Raw genomic sequence first — 15,922 nt, 5'->3', positions numbered from 1 at the left:
GCGCCTGACGCTTTCGCGGGTAAACCCGCTCCCATAAACGAGGACTCCTTCATGATCCTGCAACGCATCTTCGCCTTGGCCCTGCTGGCGGTGTGCGCCGCCCTGGCCGTCATGGCCTGGCCTTACCAGGCGGCGTTTTCCTATGAACCGGTGGGCCCGCGCGCCTACCCGCTGTTGATGCTCGGCCTGCTGGGCCTGGGCCTGCTGTACCTGGTGTTCCGCCCCACGCCCATCGTGCGCAAGGACGACGAACCGGAACTGGACCGCGAAACCCTGACCAAGATCGCCGCCTGCGTCGGCCTGCTGATCGTTTTCGCCAGCACCTTCGAAGCCCTGGGCTTCATCCTCAGCGCCATCCTGATCGGCGTGCCCATGGCCCGCCTGTACGGCGGCCGCTGGCTGCACAGCGCCATCGTGGTGATTGGCATGAGCCTGTTCCTCTACTGGCTGTTCGACCGCGTGATGGACGTGCCCCTGCCCCTTGGCCTGCTGAGCGTACTGGAGAACTGACACATGGATACCTTGAGCTACCTGGGCCAGGGCTTCGGCGTCGCCCTTTCCCCCTACAACCTGGTCACCGCCCTTTCCGGCACGCTGATCGGTACCGTGGTCGGCCTGCTGCCGGGCCTGGGCCCGATCAACGGCGTGGCCTTGCTGATTCCCATTGCCTTCGCCCTAGGCCTGCCGCCGGAATCGGCGCTGATCCTGCTGGCGGCGGTGTATCTGGGCTGCGAATACGGTGGGCGCATCAGTTCGATCCTGCTGAACATTCCCGGCGAAGCCTCGACCGTAATGACCACCCTCGATGGCTACCCGATGGCCCGCAACGGCCTGGCTGGCGTAGCGCTGTCGCTGTCGGCCTGGAGTTCGTTCATCGGTGCGCTGATCGCCACCTGCGGCATGGTGCTGTTCGCCCCGCTGCTGGCGAAATGGGCAATCGCCTTCGGCCCGGCGGAGTACTTCGTGCTGATGGTGTTCGCCATCGTCGCTCTCGGTGGCATGGCCGGCGACAAGCCGCTGAAAACCTTCATTGCCGCACTGATCGGCCTGTTCCTGTCGGCAGTCGGCATCGATGCCAACAGTGGCGTGTACCGGTTCACCGGCGACAGCGTGCATCTGGCCGATGGCATCCAGTTCGTGGTGCTGGTGCTGGGCCTGTTCTCCATCAGCGAAATCCTCCTGCTGCTGGAAAAGACCCACCATGGCCACCAGGCGGTCAAGGCCACCGGGCGCATGCTGTTCAACTTCAAGGAAGCGGCCTCGGTGTTCGTGGTCAACATCCGCTGCGGCCTGCTGGGCTTCATCATGGGTGTGCTGCCCGGCGCCGGTGCAACACTGGCTAGCGCCGTGGCCTACATGACCGAAAAACGCCTGGCTGGTGAAAAGGGCAAGTTCGGCAAGGGCGACGCCCGCGGCCTGGCCGCCCCGGAAACCGCCATCGGTGCATCCTGCTGTGGCGCCCTGGTGCCGATGCTGACTCTGGGGGTACCCGGCTCGGGCACCACTGCGGTGATGATCGGCGCCCTGACCTTGTACAACATCACCCCGGGCCCACTGTTGTTCGAACAGCAGCCAGACATCGTCTGGGGCCTGATCGCCTCGTTGTTCGTCGCCAACATCATGCTGGTGATCCTCAACATCCCGATGATCCGCATCTTCACCCGCATTCTCGCCGTGCCGAACTGGGCGCTGGTACCGGTGATCGCCATCATCACGGCGATCGGCGTGTACGCCGTGCATGCCACCACCTTCGACCTGTTCCTGATGGTCGGCATCGGCATCATGGGCTATATCCTGCGCAAGCTGGACTTCCCGCTGTCGCCGATCCTGCTCGGCTTCATCCTCGGTGGGTTGATGGAGCAGAACCTGCGCCGGGCGCTGTCGATCTCCAACGGCGAACTGGGCATCCTCTGGTCGAGCCCGATCAGCATGTCGGTATGGGTACTGACCATTTGCATGCTGACCCTGCCGCTGCTGCGCATCTGGCGCAAACGCAGCCAGCAGCGCCGGGCGATGGCCGATGCCTGATCGCTCGTTGCCGTTGTTTGTCGCGACCGGGCTGGTCGGCCTCGCTGGCGGTTTTGCCGCCAGCAAGGTCGGCTGGCCTTTGCCGTGGATGGTCGGCTCATTGCTGGCGATCATCCTGGTGCGCTGCCTTACACCCTGGCAGCTGCCGGAAATCCCCAATGGCCGCAAATGCGGGCAGTGGATCATCGGCATCGGCATCGGCTTGCACTTCACCCCGGCTGTTATCGAACAAGTGGCCAGCCATTTTGCGCTGATCTTCTTCGGCGCCCTGTTCACTACCCTGTCCAGCGTGATCAGCGTATGGCTGCTGCGGCGCACCGGGGAAGACCGTGCCACGGCATTCTTCGCCAGCATGCCAGGCGGTTCGGGAGAGATGGTCAACCTTGGCGCGCGCAATGGCGCAGTGCTCAGCCAGGTGGCAGCGGCGCAGAGCCTGCGCGTACTGGCGGTGGTACTGTGCGTGCCGGCGCTGTTCAAGTTCCTGCTGGGTGACGGGGTACCGCTGAATCATACCGGCAGTGTGAGCTGGGGCTGGCTGGCGCTGATTGCCCCGCTGGGCGTTGCCGTCGCCCTGCTCTGGCAGCGCTTGCGCCAGCCCAACCCGTGGTTGTTCGGGCCATTGTTGGTGGCAGCCACCGTGAGCCTGGCGGGCAACCTGCAGATAACCCTGCCCAATGGCGCCAGCCAGATCGGCCAGTGGTTGATCGGCAGTGGCCTGGCCTGCCACTTCAACCGCGCGTTCTTCCGCCGCGCACCGTCGTTTCTGGGGCGTACCCTGGTGGCCACAGCGTTGTGCATGGCGATTGCCGGCAGCGCGGCGTGGGCATTGAGCGTGATGACTGCGCTGGATCTGCGCTCGCTGACATTGGGGATGATGCCGGGCGGCATTGCCGAGATGAGCGTGACGGCAGAGACCTTGCAGTTGTCAGTGCCGCTGGTGACGGCGCTGCAGGTGATGCGCTTGTTGTTCGTGCTGTTTCTGGCAGAGCCTTTGTTCCGGGTGTGGAATGCAACCCCGGAATGACTGTGACGGCCTCTTCGCGGGTAAACCCGCTCCCACAGAGACCACACAAGCCCTGAAGGTGGTGCAGTACTTGTGGGAGCGGGTTCACCCGCGAAGCAGGCGACGCGGTATGTCAGGCCATTACAATGGTGGCAACGCCCAGTTGATCGGCGCCAGCCCACGCTGCTCGAGGAAACTGTTGGCCCGGCTGAAATGCCCGCACCCCAGGAACCCACGGTAAGCCGACAACGGCGACGGATGCACCGATTTCAGCACCAGGTGCTTGGTCCCGTCGATCAGCTTCTGCTTGCTTTGCGCATGCGAGCCCCACAGCAGGAACACCACGTTCGGGCACTGCTCGCTGACCACCTGGATGATCCGGTCGGTAAAGAACTCCCAGCCCTTCTTGGCATGCGACGCGGCATTGGCGCGCTCCACGGTCATGGTCGTGTTGAGCAACAGCACGCCCTGCTCGGCCCAGCTCTGCAAGTAGCCGTGACTGGCAATCGGAATGTTCAGGTCGCGCTGCAGTTCCTTGTAGATGTTGACCAGCGACGGTGGCGTGGCCACGCCCGGCTGCACCGAGAAGCACAGGCCATGCGCCTGGCCCGGCCCGTGGTAAGGGTCCTGGCCAAGGATGACCACCTTCACCTGGTCCAGCGGCGTCGAGTTGAGCGCATTGAAGATCAACGGCCCTGGCGGGTAGATCTCTTTGCCGGCGGCGTACTCGCTGCGCAGGAACTCGCGCAACTGATGCATGTAGGGCTGGTCGAATTCGGCGCGCAAGGCGGCCTTCCAGCTGGGTTCGAGTTTGATGCGATCGTCGTCAGTCATGGGGCCTTCCATAAACAATGGCGCGACACTAGGTAAGCCCTTCCCGCTTGTCAAACGATCCGACCGACGACCGGCATGTTCGGCCAGGCAAGCCATACTTGTGCGATGACTTGCGCGAGGTAGTCCATGGCCATTCATTGCGAGGTACTCACCGGCGCCGATGGCGCCCGCATCGGCATCGCCACCCTGGATGCGCCCAAGGCGCTCAATGCCCTTAGCCTGCCGATGATCGAGGTATTGGGCGAACAGTTGCACGCCTGGGGTCGCGACCCGGGAATCGTCTGCGTACTGCTGCGCGGCAACGGTGCCAAGGCCTTCTGCGCCGGCGGCGATGTACGTGCGCTGGTGCAAGCCTGCCGCGACCACCCCGGCAGCGTCCCCCCGCTGGCCGCCACCTTTTTCGCCGCCGAATACCGCCTGGACTTTGCCCTGCATACCTATCCCAAGCCGCTGCTGTGCTGGGGCCACGGGCATGTGCTGGGCGGTGGCATGGGCCTGCTGCAGGGCGCCAATGTGCGTATCGTCACACCTAGCAGTCGGCTGGCCATGCCGGAAATCAGCATCGGCCTGTATCCGGACGTGGGCGCCAGCTGGTTTCTTGCCCGGCTACCGGGCAAGCTGGGGTTGTTCCTCGGCCTGACAGGCGCCCCGATCAATGCCCGCGACGCCCTTGACCTGGGCCTGGCCGACCGCTTTCTGGGTGAGTACCAACAAGAGGCGCTGATCGAGGAACTGCTGCAACTGAACTGGCAGGAACAGACCGCTCTGCAACTGAACAGCCTGCTCAAGGCCGAACAGCACCGCGCCTGCGCCGAGTTGCCCGAGGCCCAGTGGCTGCCACGGCGACAGGTGATCGACCAGTTGCTCGACGTGGCCGACGCAGCCGCCGCCTGGCGTGCGCTGGAGGGGCTCAAGCACCACGGCGACCCGCTACTGGCCGCTGCTGGTCAACGGTTGCATGAGGGTTGCCCGCTGACCGCACACCTGGTGTGGGAGCAGATCCGCCGGGCACGGCACCTGTCGTTGGCGCAGGTGTTCCAGATGGAATACAGCATGAGCCTGAACTGCTGCCGCCACCCGGAGTTCAGCGAAGGCGTGCGTGCGCGCTTGCTGGACAAGGACAACCAGCCGCACTGGCACTGGCCCGATGTGGCGCAAGTGCCGGCGGCAGTGGTCGAGGCGCATTTTGCCAAGGTGTGGGAGGGGCGGCATCCGCTGGCGGATCTCGGGTAGCTTCGAGAAGCTGGGGCTGCTTTGCAGCCCATCGCGACACAAGGCCGCTCCCACAGGTACAGCGATGGTTTCCAATGCTGCGCCGTACCTGTGGGAGCGGCCTTGCGTCGCGAAAGGGGCACAAAGCGCCCCCGGTTTTCAGTTCACCTACCGCTGCCAACTCCTCCCTTGCCCGTGCCCGCGCCGCCCGTCTCCACGACGGTCACCATCTCCCCGCCCATTGGAATGCCAACGGTCATTCTGGTAACGCTGGCTACCACCGCGATAATCATGTCGATCCCGATCACGCCCATAGTCATACCGCTGACGGTTGCCATAGTCATTGCGTGGGTTGCCATACCACTGCCTCATCCCCGGCTGCGGATGAGACCGGTAGTGAGGCGCAGGCGCCGAGCGGTAGTAGTAGCGCGGCGCTGGCTGGTAGTAATAGCGCGGTTGCGGTGTTACGTAATAGCGGTCATAGCGGTAATAATCCGGTGACACATAACGGTCGGAGTAGTAGTGGTCCGATCGGTAGTAGCCCCCGCTCTCGTAGTACGGAACGCAGGCGGAAGTCATCAGCCCCAGCAGGGCGATCAACAGGATTCGATAGGACATGGCGGCCTCCTGGACCGCTGGAGTGCCCGAACAGCGGCGCTGGCGAGCGTCGACGTGAAATGCGATCATCGACATTGAATAAGACAGTGCCGCCAAGGTGCAGTGCCATTTCCGCAATAATTTGATACAGGTGAGCGGCAGCCATGCCCGACAACCAGCACTGCCCTGCTTGTGGCGCCCTCAACCAGTGCAGCTTGGCCGACCCGCGCCGGGCTACCCAGGAATGCTGGTGTTACAGCGTGACCATCGACCCTGCCGTGCTCAAGGCCCTGCCCGCCGAACTGCGCGACAAAGCCTGCCTGTGCCCGCGCTGCGCCGCCGTCGAACAACAACTTGGCTCCCCCGCTTCCCACTGACCGTCTGTCATGCGCCTCGACCGTTTCCTCGCCAACCTGCCCAGCCACAACCGCCAGCAAGTCCGGCTCATGCTCGCGCAACGCCGTGTGCGGGTGGATGGCCAGGTTGTCAGCGACCCACTGGCCGAAGTGCGCGAATTCAGCCGCGTGGAGCTGGACGACCAGCTGCTGCAGGCAGGCCGCCCGGCCCGCTACCTGATGTTGCACAAGCCCGCAGGCTGCGTCAGCGCCACCCAGGACCCGCAACACCGCACCGTGCTCGACCTGCTGCCAGCCCCGTTGCGTGAGGACCTGCACATTGCCGGGCGGCTGGACTTCAACACCACCGGCCTGATGATCCTGACCAACGATGGCCAATGGTCACGGCGGCTTACCCAGCCCGCTACCAAGCTGCCCAAGCACTATCTGGTGGAAACCGAGGACGAGATTGGCGAGCACTATGTGGCCAGGTTCCTCGAGGGCTTCTACTTCGCCTTCGAAGACCTCACCACCCTGCCCGCCCAGCTGGACATCCTCGGGCCGCGCCAGGCGCGGCTGGCGATCGTCGAAGGGCGCTATCACCAGGTGAAGCGCATGTTCGGCCATTTCGACAACAAAGTGGTGGGGTTGCATCGGGAGAGCATGGGGGCGATCCGGCTGGACCCGGGGTTGCCACCGGGGGCGTTCCGTGAGCTGACGGCGGATGAAATAGCGACAGTCTAGATTGGCTGTTCCGACGCCTTCGCGGGTGAACCCGCTCCCACAGGTGCTCCATTGCCCTTGCAAGCGGCACGGTGCCTGTGGGAGCGGGTTTACCCGCGAAGAGTCCGGAACAGACATTTCGGGGTTGTCATACGACCGCTCAGCGACAAAAGTCACATTTTCCCCCGAACGGCACTTGCGGGATAACCGACCCACTGCTTGAATCCAAATCGTCAGTCCGCATGTGACTAACAAGTCACACTTGCGGTCGAAGACACTTTTTGCCGGCCACCCGGGGCCTCGATGCCTTGGGGCACGGCAAATTGCCTGCCAAAAACAATACCGTCGACGCAAGTGCCAAGGATCGACACAGGGCCCCCGGTTTCTCTTCAGGCAAATGCCTACCTGTCATAAAGAACGTGCACCCTAGGTGACGCGAATACCCTTTTTGCGCCAGGAGTCGATGACATGAGGCCAGAAATCGCTGTACTTGATATCCAAGGTCAGTATCGGGTTTACACGGAGTTCTATCGCGCGGATGCGGCCGAGAATACGATCATCCTGATCAACGGCTCGCTGGCCACCACGGCCTCGTTCGCCCAGACGGTACGTAACCTGCACCCGCAATTCAACGTGGTGCTGTTCGACCAGCCATACGCCGGCAAATCCAAGCCGCACAATCGCCAGGAACGCTTTATCAGCAAGGAGACCGAAGCGCATATTCTCCTGGAGCTGATCGAGCACTTCCAGGCAGACCACGTGATGTCGTTCTCGTGGGGTGGCGCAAGTACGCTGCTGGCGCTGGCGCACCAGCCTCGTGGCTTGAAGAAGGCAGTGGTGAGTTCTTTCTCGCCGGTAATCAACGAACCGATGCGCGACTACCTGGACCGCGGTTGCCAGTACCTGGCCGCCTGCGACCGCTATCAGGTCGGCAACCTGGTCAACGACACCATCGGCAAGCACCTGCCGTCACTGTTCAAGCGTTTCAACTACCGCCACATCAGCAGCCTGGACAGCCACGAGTACGCGCAGATGCACTTCCACATCAACGAGGTGCTGCAACATGACTTGGAGCGGGCGCTGAATGGCGCACGCAATATCGACATCCCGGTGCTGTTCATCAACGGCGACCGCGACGAGTACACCACGGCCGAGGATGCGCGGCAGTTCAGCAAGCATGTGGGCCGCAGCCACTTCAGCGTGATCCGCGATGCAGGCCACTTCCTTGACATGGAGAACAAGACCGCTTGCGAGGACACCCGCAGCGTCATGCTGGGGTTCCTGAAGCCAACCGTGCGTGAGCCTCGTCAACGTTACCAGCACGTACAACAGGGGCAGCATGCATTGGCCATCTGAGCAGCTCGGCGTCCTGTGGCTGAACCCCGCAAGTCATTGGGCGCCGACAAGCTTTTTTATAACTTGGGCTTCTAATTCGTTGAAGGTTCTGGTAAAAAGTGCTGCGCAAACGCGGGTATAGTTTAGTGGCAAAACGAAAGCTTCCCAAGCTTTAGTTGAGGGTTCGATTCCCTCTACCCGCTCCACATCGCATTCCCGCATGGCGTTCCCGCAACGTCATCGCTGTCAAAAGGAGCCCAGGCTCCTTTTTTCGTTTCCCCCCTTCCCTTTGACCTGCCCCATGGCCATTTGCCTGCCGATCCGCTTCAATGCCTGCATGGATTCGTGAAGCATTTCGAAAGGACGACGCATGTTTCTCTCCCGCTGGCTACCGGGCCTTGCCAACCTGCTGCATTACCGCCGCGAGTGGTTCCACGCCGACTTGCAGGCCGGCCTTTCGGTGGCGGCGATCCAGATCCCCATTGCCATCGCCTACGCGCAGATCGTCGGCCTGCCGCCGCAGTACGGCCTGTACGCCTGTGTGCTGCCAATGATGATCTACGCCCTGATCGGCAGCTCGCGCCAGCTGATGGTCGGCCCAGACGCCGCCACCTGCGCGATGATCGCCGGCGCCGTGGCGCCGTTGGCCCTGGGCGAGCCGCACCGGATTGCCGAACTGTCGGTGATCGTCACCTTGCTGGTCGGGGTGATGCTGATCGCGGCCGGTGTGGCCCGGGCCGGGTTCATCGCCAGCTTCTTCTCGCGGCCGATCCTGATCGGCTATCTCAACGGTATCGGCCTGAGCCTGATCGCCGGGCAGTTGTCCAAGGTAGTGGGGTTCAAGATCGAGGGTGACGGCTTCATCCTCAGCCTGATCAACTTCTTCCAGCGCCTGGGCGAAATCCACTGGGTGACGCTGCTCATCGGCCTCGCCGCACTGGGCCTGCTGATCTGGCTGCCACGGCGCTACCCGCGTCTGCCTGCGGCACTAATGGTAGTGGTGCTGTTCATGCTGCTGGTCGGTCTGTTCGGCCTCGACCGCTTCGGCGTCGCCATTCTCGGTCCGGTACCTGCCGGTATCCCGCAGCTGGCCTGGCCACACAGTAACCTGGCAGAAATGAAAAGCCTGCTGCGCGACGCCCTGGGTATCGCCACCGTCAGCTTCTGCAGCGCCATGCTTACCGCACGCAGCTTTGCCGCCCGACACGGCTACGCGATCAACGCCAACCACGAGTTCGTCGCCCTGGGCGTAAGCAACCTGGCTGCCGGCGTTTCCCAGGGCTTTGCCATCAGCGGCGCAGATTCGCGCACTGCGGTCAACGACATGGTCGGTGGCAAGAGCCAGCTGGTAGGCATCATCGCCGCGCTGGTCATCGCTCTGATCCTGCTGTTCTTCACCGCACCGATGGCGTGGATCCCGCAGGCCGCGCTGGGCGCCGTGCTGTTGATGGCCGGCTGGGGGCTGATCGACATCAAGTCGCTGGGGCACATTCGCCGCCTGAGCCGCTTCGAGTTCTGGCTGTGCCTGCTGACCACGGTCGGCGTGCTGAGCCTGGGCGTGCTGCCCGGCATCGTGTTTGCCGTGACCCTGGCGATCCTGCGCCTGCTGTACAGTATCTATCAGCCCACCGACGCGGTGCTGGGCTGGCTACCGGGCACCGAAGGCCAGGTGGACATCCGCAAACACAAGGATGCCCGCACCGTGCCAGGCCTGGTGGTGTACCGCTTCGACGACGCGATCCTGTTCTTCAACGCCGACTACTTCAAGATGCGCCTGCTCGAAGCAGTGCAGAGCCAGGATCAACCCAAGGCGGTGCTGTTCGATGCCGAAGCGGTAACCAGCATCGACGTCAGCGGCATCGCCGCCCTGCGCGAAGTGCGCGACACCCTGGCGGCCCAGGGTATCTACTTCGCCATCTCCCGCGCCCGCGGCACCTTTCTGCGTATGCTGGTGCGCTCGGGGATGGCCCGGGAGATGGAAGACAGACTGCTGTTCGGCTCGGTACGGGCGGGCATCCGTGCGTATCGGGTGTGGCGTAACAGGAGTCGCAGCGCGCAGGTGGCTGGAGAAGGTTGAAGAGGTGCATTGTTGCCGCTGGCCCTATCGCCGGCAAGCCAGCTCCCACAGATATTGCACTGCTATAAGACCTGCGGTGAACCTGTGGGAGCTGGCTTGCCGGCGATAGGGCCAGTACAGGCTTCACAAGGCAGGCGCCTGGATACAACCCTCGCACACCTTGCATGACATGCTAAAGTCGCCCCGTTCCCGCTCCACCCAATGGACCCCAGCATGCCCGCACTAGACGCCACCCTCACCCCTTGGCCAGAACTCGCCGCCTGCCACCCTTGCGACGCACTGCTGCTGGGCAACGGTGCCAGCCGCGCGCTGTGGAAGCCGTTCGGCTACTTCTCGCTGTTCGAGCAAGCGCAACGTGCCGGCCGCAAGAAAGGCCTGGCCGTCAGCGACCAGGCACTGTTCAAGTCGCTGGGTACGGAGCTGTTCGAGCCGGTGCTCAGCGCCCTCAACACCACCGTGCGCACCAACGCCGCGCTGGCCATCAACTCCACCGCGCCTCTGAACCGCTACTACTCGATCAAGGAAGCGTTGATCCACGCCATACGCACGGTGCACCTGCCGTGGCCTCTCATGCCGGCCGCCACCCTGGCAACCCTCAACCAGGCCCTGCGCGGCTACCGCAGCGTCTACACCAGCAACTACGACCTGCTGCTACCGTGGGCCGTGCAACACGCCCCGCACGGCTTCGCCGAACTGTTCGATGAGCAAGGTTTCTTCGACGTGCGCCGCACCAGTGCCGAAGGCACCCGGGTGCTGCACCTGCATGGCGGCCTGCACCTGCTCAAACTGCCCGACGGCACCACCCGCCAACGCAGCGCCGACAGCGCCGAACTGCTCGATGGTTTTGCCGTGAACATCCCGGGCGAAGTGCCGCTGTTCGTCAACGAGGACCGCAGCGACGAGAAACTGCGCGCCATCCGCAACTCGGATTACCTGAGCTGGTGCCTGGGGCAGCTGGCGCGGGAAAGCCAGGGGCTATGCCTGTTCGGGCAGCACCTGGACAGCAGTGATCAGCACCTGCTCGAAGCCATCCGACAGGCCCGGCCGAAGCATCTGTCGATTGCCATCAGGCCGTTGAGCGAGGCATCGGTGATCAACCAGAAGCAGCATTTTGTCGACAGGTTCGGGGATATGCCGGGGACGGTACTGCACTTCTTTGATGCCAGTACGCATCCGTTGGGGCAAGCAGCGTTGGCTATTGAAGCACCGCTTACCCGCAGGTGAAGTGGACCAGCTGGGGGCCGCAAAGCAGCCCCCGTTAATGCTATCTCACAGGCATCAGGGTTTGCCCGCTGAAGCTCTCGGCCCCGTCAAGGCGCCGATGCCGTTGTCACCTGCACGGCCGGGCCAACTGCAACCGGCTCGGGCATCGCTACATCGCCACCCAGCTGGCGGATTTGCCGAATCTGCTGGACCCTGTTCAGGTTTTCCCAGGCGACGGGATAGTGCCCCGGCGACAACTCGATCGCGCTGCGGAAGAACTGCTCAGCCACATCCAGCTTGCCCTCTACCAGGCAGACATAGCCAACATCATTGCTGGCCTCGGCACGCTTTTCGACCTGTTCGAAGGCAGACACCGCCTCCTCATAGCGCCCCATGCGAGCCAGCAGCAACCCATAGTTGCGCCAAAGCGGTTTGTAGGTGCCGTCGTAGCTCACACCACGTTTGTACCGGAGCTCGGCATCGGCCCATTGCCCGGCCATGTAGTAGGAATACCCAAGGCTGTTCTGCACCAACGCCGAACGTGGATCGATGAGCTCGGCCAGGCGGTAGTAGGTCTGCGCCTCGGCGAAGTTGTCGGCCAGGTCTGCAAGCACACCCAGCCCGTTGTAAGCCTTGAGCGGGGACTTGCTGTCGACCCTGAGCCCAGCCGCCCCTGTCTGGGTGTTGGCCGGCTCCTTGACGAAGCGCTTCTGATCCACGGCAACTGCCTTCAACAGCATCACCTTGGCCTGCTCATGTTTGCGCATGGACAGGTTCAGCAGGCCCATTTCAGTCAGAGCATCGGGGTTTTCAGGCGCCTTGCTCAGTACCTCGGTGAAGGCCATCTCGGCAAGTTGGTTGTTGCCGCGTTCGCGGTGGATACGGCCAACCCAGACCAGGGCCTCATAACGTTCGGGCGCCAGTTCAAGGACGCGCAAGTACTGGTACAGCGCCTGGTCCAGATCACCGGCCTGGTAGGCCATTGCCGCCATCTGCATCGCCTGGTCGGGCGAGCTGCTCTGCGACTGCACCTGGTAGAGCACCGAATTGCCAGCGGAGTAGACAGAACGCACCCCATTCAGGTCTGGCCCCGTGCTCTGGCAACCCGAGAGCACGGCTATCATGGTCAACAGCAAGCTGATCCTGTTCATGTCATAGCTTCCCGAACATTCTAAGTATCCCGATGATCACCGGGCCGATGGCAACCAGAAAAAAGCTTGGCCACAGACAGAAAATTAGCGGGAAAACCAGCTTTGTTCCGATTTTCGCGCCCATTTCCTCGGCGGCCTGCATACGTCGGTCACGAAACTCCTCGGCATAGATGCGCAAGGTGGCCGCTACGCTGGTGCCGAAGCGGATGCTCTGGGCCAAGAGGCTGACCAAGCCTTGAATGTCCTCCAGACCGGTGCGATCCGCCAGTTGCCTGAGCGCCTCGGTACTGGAAATGCCGGCTCGGATCTGCGCATTGACCAAGGCCAGTTCCTCGGCCAGCTCGGCCTGGCTGACCGCCATTTCTTCGGCCACCCGCTCGATCGCCTGGGGCAACGCCAGGCCCGACTCCACGCAAACCACCATCAGATCCAGAGCATCAGGAAAGGCCGCACGCAACCGCTCCTGCCGAGCCTTTTTGCGCTTTTCGACATACACTGCCGGCAGCAGCCATCCAACGGCAGCCCCCATGAACACCACAGCGAGGATCTTGGTCGAAGAAAGGTTGGGAACCAGTGGCAGAGTCAACAGCGAAGCACCAACCAACATCAACGGTAATAGCAAACGCACCGCCCAGTACACCTGTACCGCTGATGTCGAGCCGTAACCCGCGTGGGTCAACAGGGTTCGGGTGGTTGAGACCTCCCCCTCCGCAGTCGGGCCAAGGCGCCGACCGACACGCTCCAGTAAAAGCTGCAGATTGCCTGGTGCCTCTCGACCAACTCCAACACTGGCGTGGCCACGTTTGATCAATGCAAGACGGCGTTGCAGAGGGCTCTGCAGCCCCAGCACCAGTAACGTCACAGTGACCACCGCAATGACCGTGCTCATCCCGATCGCACCAACGACCAGCAGGCGAGTCAGTGCTTCATTGTCCGTGACCTGACTCAACAAACCGAGCAAATAGTCCATGACCGACGCCCCCATGCGAGAACTGCCTAAACCTGGATACGAATGATTTTACGAATCCAGAAAATCCCCACCAACATGGAGCCAAAAGCCCCCACGATCAGCTTTTGCCCAACGGGGTCCTTGACCAATAACGTCAAGTACGCAGGGTTCATGACAACAATCGCAGCCGCCAATACGAAGGGTATGGCTATCAGCACCCAGGCTGACATTCGCCCCTCGGCCGACATTGTCTTGACTTTGCGCTGAAAGCGGAAACGCCCACGGATCAGGTTGCTCAGACGCTCCAGCACTTCGGTCAGGTTGCCGCCGGTCTCGCGGTGAATGAGGATCGAGGTCACTAGCATCATCACCGTCATGCTTGGCATCCGCTCCAGAAGGCCAAGCATGGCCCTGCGCACATCATTACCGTAGTTGATATCGGCGAAAGTCAGACCGAATTCATGCGCCACCGGTCCCTTGTGTTCATCTGCCACCAGACGCAGGGTTTCATTGAAGGGGTGCCCGGCGCGCAGCGCCCGACACATGGCTTCCAGCGCATCCGGCAAACCCTCCTCGAACTTGGCGAAACGCCTGCCACGGTCATGGGAGATTTTCAGCAGCGGTAGCCAGAGCGCCACGAATGCTGCCGCCAGCGCCAACCACCAGTAAGGAAAGAACATCCAGGCCAGCATTCCGGCAGCCGCTGCCAGAGCCAACCCCAGCAGCAGCACCCGATAGGCCCGGTACTCATGGCCGGCCTGCTCGATCAGTTGCGTCAGCGTTGCCATGAAGGGCAATTGCTCTAGCCGCGCCTCCAGCGGCGACAGGCGTGTCAGGTACTTCTGCCGCAGCACGGTCTGCATGTTCGGCAGATGGCTTGCCCGCTCCAGGATCACCAGTCGGCTGCGGATACGTTTGCGTACTTTGCCAGCCTCACCGAATACCGGCACCACCAACCCTTGGCTGAGGAGAAACACGGCAACGAACACCATGCCAAGAAACGCCAGGATATATTCAGCAGGTATCTGGCTCATGATTGACGAGCCTCCATCCATTCCGGCCTGAACATCGTCAGCGGCAACTCGATCCCGCGCTTGGCCAAGGCATCGCGAAAGGCCGGGACCATGCCACTAGGCCGGAAGTCTCCAAGCACCTGGCCTTGCTCGCCCACACCATTGCGGACAAAGGAGAATATCTCGGTCATGGTGATGATTTCACCCTCCATGCCATTGATCTCCTGCACGCTTACCAACCGCCGCTTGCCGTCTTCCTGCCGCTCCAGCTGGATCACAACATCGATGGCGGAGGCGATCTGCTGACGCATGGCCTTGATCGGGAACGTGGCGCCAGACATCAAGACCATGTTCTCGACCCGGCCCAACGCATCGCGCGCGGTATTGGCGTGGATCGTGGTCAGTGAGCCATCGTGGCCGGTGTTCATCGCCGTCAGCATGTCCAGCGCCTCGGCGCCGCGCACCTCACCGATCACGATACGGTCCGGGCGCATCCGCAGGCTGTTGCGCACCAGCTCACGCTGGCCCACCTCGCCGCGCCCCTCGATATTCGCCGGCCGTGTTTCCAGGCGCACCACATGTGGCTGCTGCAGTTGCAACTCGGCCGAGTCCTCGATGGTAACGATGCGCTCGTTGTGGGGAATGAAACTGGACAGCACATTGAGCATGGTGGTCTTGCCGCAGCCAGTGCCGCCGGAGATCAGCACGTTCAGCCGCCCCCGCACGATCGCTTTGAGCAGCAGCGCGATGGCCGGCGTCAGGGCGCCCGCCTGAATCAGGCTGTCAGTGTTGAGCAGGTCCACCGCAAAGCGGCGGATCGAAATACTCGGCCCATCGATTGCCAGCGGCGGGATGATCGCATTGACCCGCGAACCATCCTTGAGCCGGGCATCAACCAACGGCGAAGACTCGTCGATACGCCGACCGAGGCTGGAGACGATTCGGTCGATGATGTTCAGCAGGTGCTGATCATCGCGAAAACGCACATCGGTGCGCTGCAGCTTGCCGAACCGCTCGACGTACACCGAGTCATGGCCGTTGACCAGGATGTCGGACACCGTGTGATCGGCCAACAGCGGCTCCAGCGGGCCAAGGCCAAGCACTTCGTCGGTGATCTGCTTGATGATCAACTGGCGGCTGGCAGAGCTCACCGGAGCTGAATGCTCGTCGAGCAGACGCTGGCAGATATCGCGGATCTGCCGCACGGCCTCGGCCTGTTCGAGCGAGTCGAGCAAGGACAGGTCCATGACCTTGAGCAGTTGCTGATAGGTTTTTTCCCGCCACTCGGCTTCCACCGAGGTGACCTGGCTTTTCGTTTCAAACAGAATATCGGGCGCTGAATGCTCCCACGCCATCAACGCCTCTGCCGGGTCCTTCGCGCCTGCACCCTGCTTCGACGGCGTCGATGCCTCGGCGGTGACTGCCTGTTTGCGCAAACGGTTACGAAAATCGCTAAGCATGG

General features: G+C 62.5%; 16 protein-coding genes and 1 tRNA gene. 10 read left to right on the top strand and 7 right to left on the bottom strand.

All coding sequences use genetic code 11. From position 1 onward, the window contains the following. The first annotated feature begins 51 nt into the window (after window positions 1–51). From J5M58_RS04885 to J5M58_RS04875, 3 genes are read left to right on the top strand one after another with little or no spacing between them, the layout of a single operon-like run. Window positions 52–510, top strand: coding sequence for a tripartite tricarboxylate transporter TctB family protein (locus J5M58_RS04885; protein WP_112250518.1), 459 nt, complete (start codon window positions 52–54; stop codon window positions 508–510). A 3-nt stretch (window positions 511–513) separates the two neighbouring features. Then, window positions 514–2,028 carry a tripartite tricarboxylate transporter permease gene (locus tag J5M58_RS04880; protein ID WP_112250516.1) on the top strand — a complete coding sequence of 505 codons (1,515 nt, stop codon included), beginning with the start codon at window positions 514–516 and terminating at the stop codon, window positions 2,026–2,028. Then, window positions 2,021–3,052 (top strand): AbrB family transcriptional regulator, encoded by a 1,032-nt coding sequence (locus tag J5M58_RS04875; RefSeq protein ID WP_207877344.1) that lies wholly within the window; start codon window positions 2,021–2,023, stop codon window positions 3,050–3,052. The genes J5M58_RS04880 and J5M58_RS04875 overlap by 8 nt, the downstream gene beginning before the upstream one ends. A 120-nt stretch (window positions 3,053–3,172) precedes the next feature. On the opposite strand, the gene ung is transcribed toward J5M58_RS04875, so the two are convergent. Then, window positions 3,173–3,865: a uracil-DNA glycosylase gene (gene ung / locus J5M58_RS04870; RefSeq protein WP_044047153.1), complete on the bottom strand. Its 693-nt coding sequence runs from the start codon at window positions 3,863–3,865 to the stop codon at window positions 3,173–3,175. Window positions 3,866–3,991: 126 nt separating this feature from the next. Here ung and J5M58_RS04865 point away from each other — a divergent pair, with 126 nt between their 5' ends. Continuing rightward, window positions 3,992–5,098, top strand: a complete 1,107-nt coding sequence (locus J5M58_RS04865; protein ID WP_112250510.1) for an enoyl-CoA hydratase/isomerase family protein — start codon at window positions 3,992–3,994, stop codon at window positions 5,096–5,098. A 147-nt stretch (window positions 5,099–5,245) separates the two neighbouring features. On the opposite strand, the gene J5M58_RS04860 is transcribed toward J5M58_RS04865, so the two are convergent. Beyond that, the gene (locus J5M58_RS04860) at window positions 5,246–5,695 is read right to left on the bottom strand and encodes a hypothetical protein (RefSeq protein ID WP_112250508.1); all 450 of its coding nucleotides are present in this window, start codon (window positions 5,693–5,695) and stop codon (window positions 5,246–5,248) included. Between the two features lie 143 nt (window positions 5,696–5,838). Here J5M58_RS04860 and J5M58_RS04855 point away from each other — a divergent pair, with 143 nt between their 5' ends. The 4 genes from J5M58_RS04855 to J5M58_RS04840 all read left to right on the top strand — a co-directional run bounded on the left by J5M58_RS04855 (window position 5,839) and on the right by J5M58_RS04840 (window position 8,273). Continuing rightward, entirely contained in the window at window positions 5,839–6,051 is a 213-nt protein-coding gene (locus J5M58_RS04855; protein WP_133975080.1) for a cysteine-rich CWC family protein, read from the top strand. Between the two features lie 9 nt (window positions 6,052–6,060). Next, window positions 6,061–6,753, top strand: a complete 693-nt coding sequence (locus J5M58_RS04850) for a pseudouridine synthase (RefSeq protein WP_207877342.1) — start codon at window positions 6,061–6,063, stop codon at window positions 6,751–6,753. Between the two features lie 447 nt (window positions 6,754–7,200). Beyond that, on the top strand, window positions 7,201–8,088 hold the full coding sequence (gene phaG, locus J5M58_RS04845) for a (R)-3-hydroxydecanoyl-ACP:CoA transacylase (RefSeq protein WP_207877340.1): 888 nt from the start codon (window positions 7,201–7,203) through the stop codon (window positions 8,086–8,088). Window positions 8,089–8,199: 111 nt separating this feature from the next. Beyond that, window positions 8,200–8,273 (top strand) — tRNA-Gly (locus tag J5M58_RS04840). Between the two features lie 40 nt (window positions 8,274–8,313). Here J5M58_RS04840 and J5M58_RS28285 read toward each other — a convergent pair. Continuing rightward, window positions 8,314–8,439 carry a hypothetical protein gene (locus J5M58_RS28285; protein ID WP_256474633.1) on the bottom strand — a complete coding sequence of 42 codons (126 nt, stop codon included), beginning with the start codon at window positions 8,437–8,439 and terminating at the stop codon, window positions 8,314–8,316. Here J5M58_RS28285 and J5M58_RS04835 point away from each other — a divergent pair. Together J5M58_RS04835 and J5M58_RS04830 are read left to right on the top strand one after the other, a co-directional pair. Further along, on the top strand, window positions 8,438–10,144 hold the full coding sequence (locus J5M58_RS04835; RefSeq protein WP_207877338.1) for a SulP family inorganic anion transporter: 1,707 nt from the start codon (window positions 8,438–8,440) through the stop codon (window positions 10,142–10,144). The genes J5M58_RS28285 and J5M58_RS04835 overlap by 2 nt on opposite strands. Window positions 10,145–10,357: 213 nt before the next feature. Continuing rightward, window positions 10,358–11,368: a DUF4917 family protein gene (locus tag J5M58_RS04830; RefSeq protein ID WP_207877336.1), complete on the top strand. Its 1,011-nt coding sequence runs from the start codon at window positions 10,358–10,360 to the stop codon at window positions 11,366–11,368. Between the two features lie 86 nt (window positions 11,369–11,454). On the opposite strand, the gene J5M58_RS04825 is transcribed toward J5M58_RS04830, so the two are convergent. From J5M58_RS04825 to J5M58_RS04810, 4 genes are read right to left on the bottom strand one after another with little or no spacing between them, the layout of a single operon-like run. Beyond that, a complete protein-coding gene (locus J5M58_RS04825) occupies window positions 11,455–12,498 on the bottom strand; it encodes a lipopolysaccharide assembly protein LapB (RefSeq protein WP_112250497.1) in 1,044 nt (347 codons plus the stop codon). Window position 12,499: 1 nt separating this feature from the next. After that, entirely contained in the window at window positions 12,500–13,468 is a 969-nt protein-coding gene (locus J5M58_RS04820) for a type II secretion system F family protein (protein ID WP_112250688.1), read from the bottom strand. A gap of 26 nt (window positions 13,469–13,494) precedes the next feature. Then, window positions 13,495–14,481: a type II secretion system F family protein gene (locus tag J5M58_RS04815; protein ID WP_112250495.1), complete on the bottom strand. Its 987-nt coding sequence runs from the start codon at window positions 14,479–14,481 to the stop codon at window positions 13,495–13,497. Continuing rightward, entirely contained in the window at window positions 14,478–15,920 is a 1,443-nt protein-coding gene (locus J5M58_RS04810) for a CpaF family protein (protein WP_112250493.1), read from the bottom strand. The genes J5M58_RS04815 and J5M58_RS04810 overlap by 4 nt, the downstream gene beginning before the upstream one ends. Between the last annotated feature and the right edge of the window lie 2 nt (window positions 15,921–15,922).

It is taken from the genome of Pseudomonas sp. 32_A (genome assembly GCF_017490905.1).
GTDB classification, from domain to species: domain Bacteria; phylum Pseudomonadota; class Gammaproteobacteria; order Pseudomonadales; family Pseudomonadaceae; genus Aquipseudomonas; species Aquipseudomonas inefficax.
This window is presented reverse-complemented; position numbering and strand designations above follow the sequence as displayed.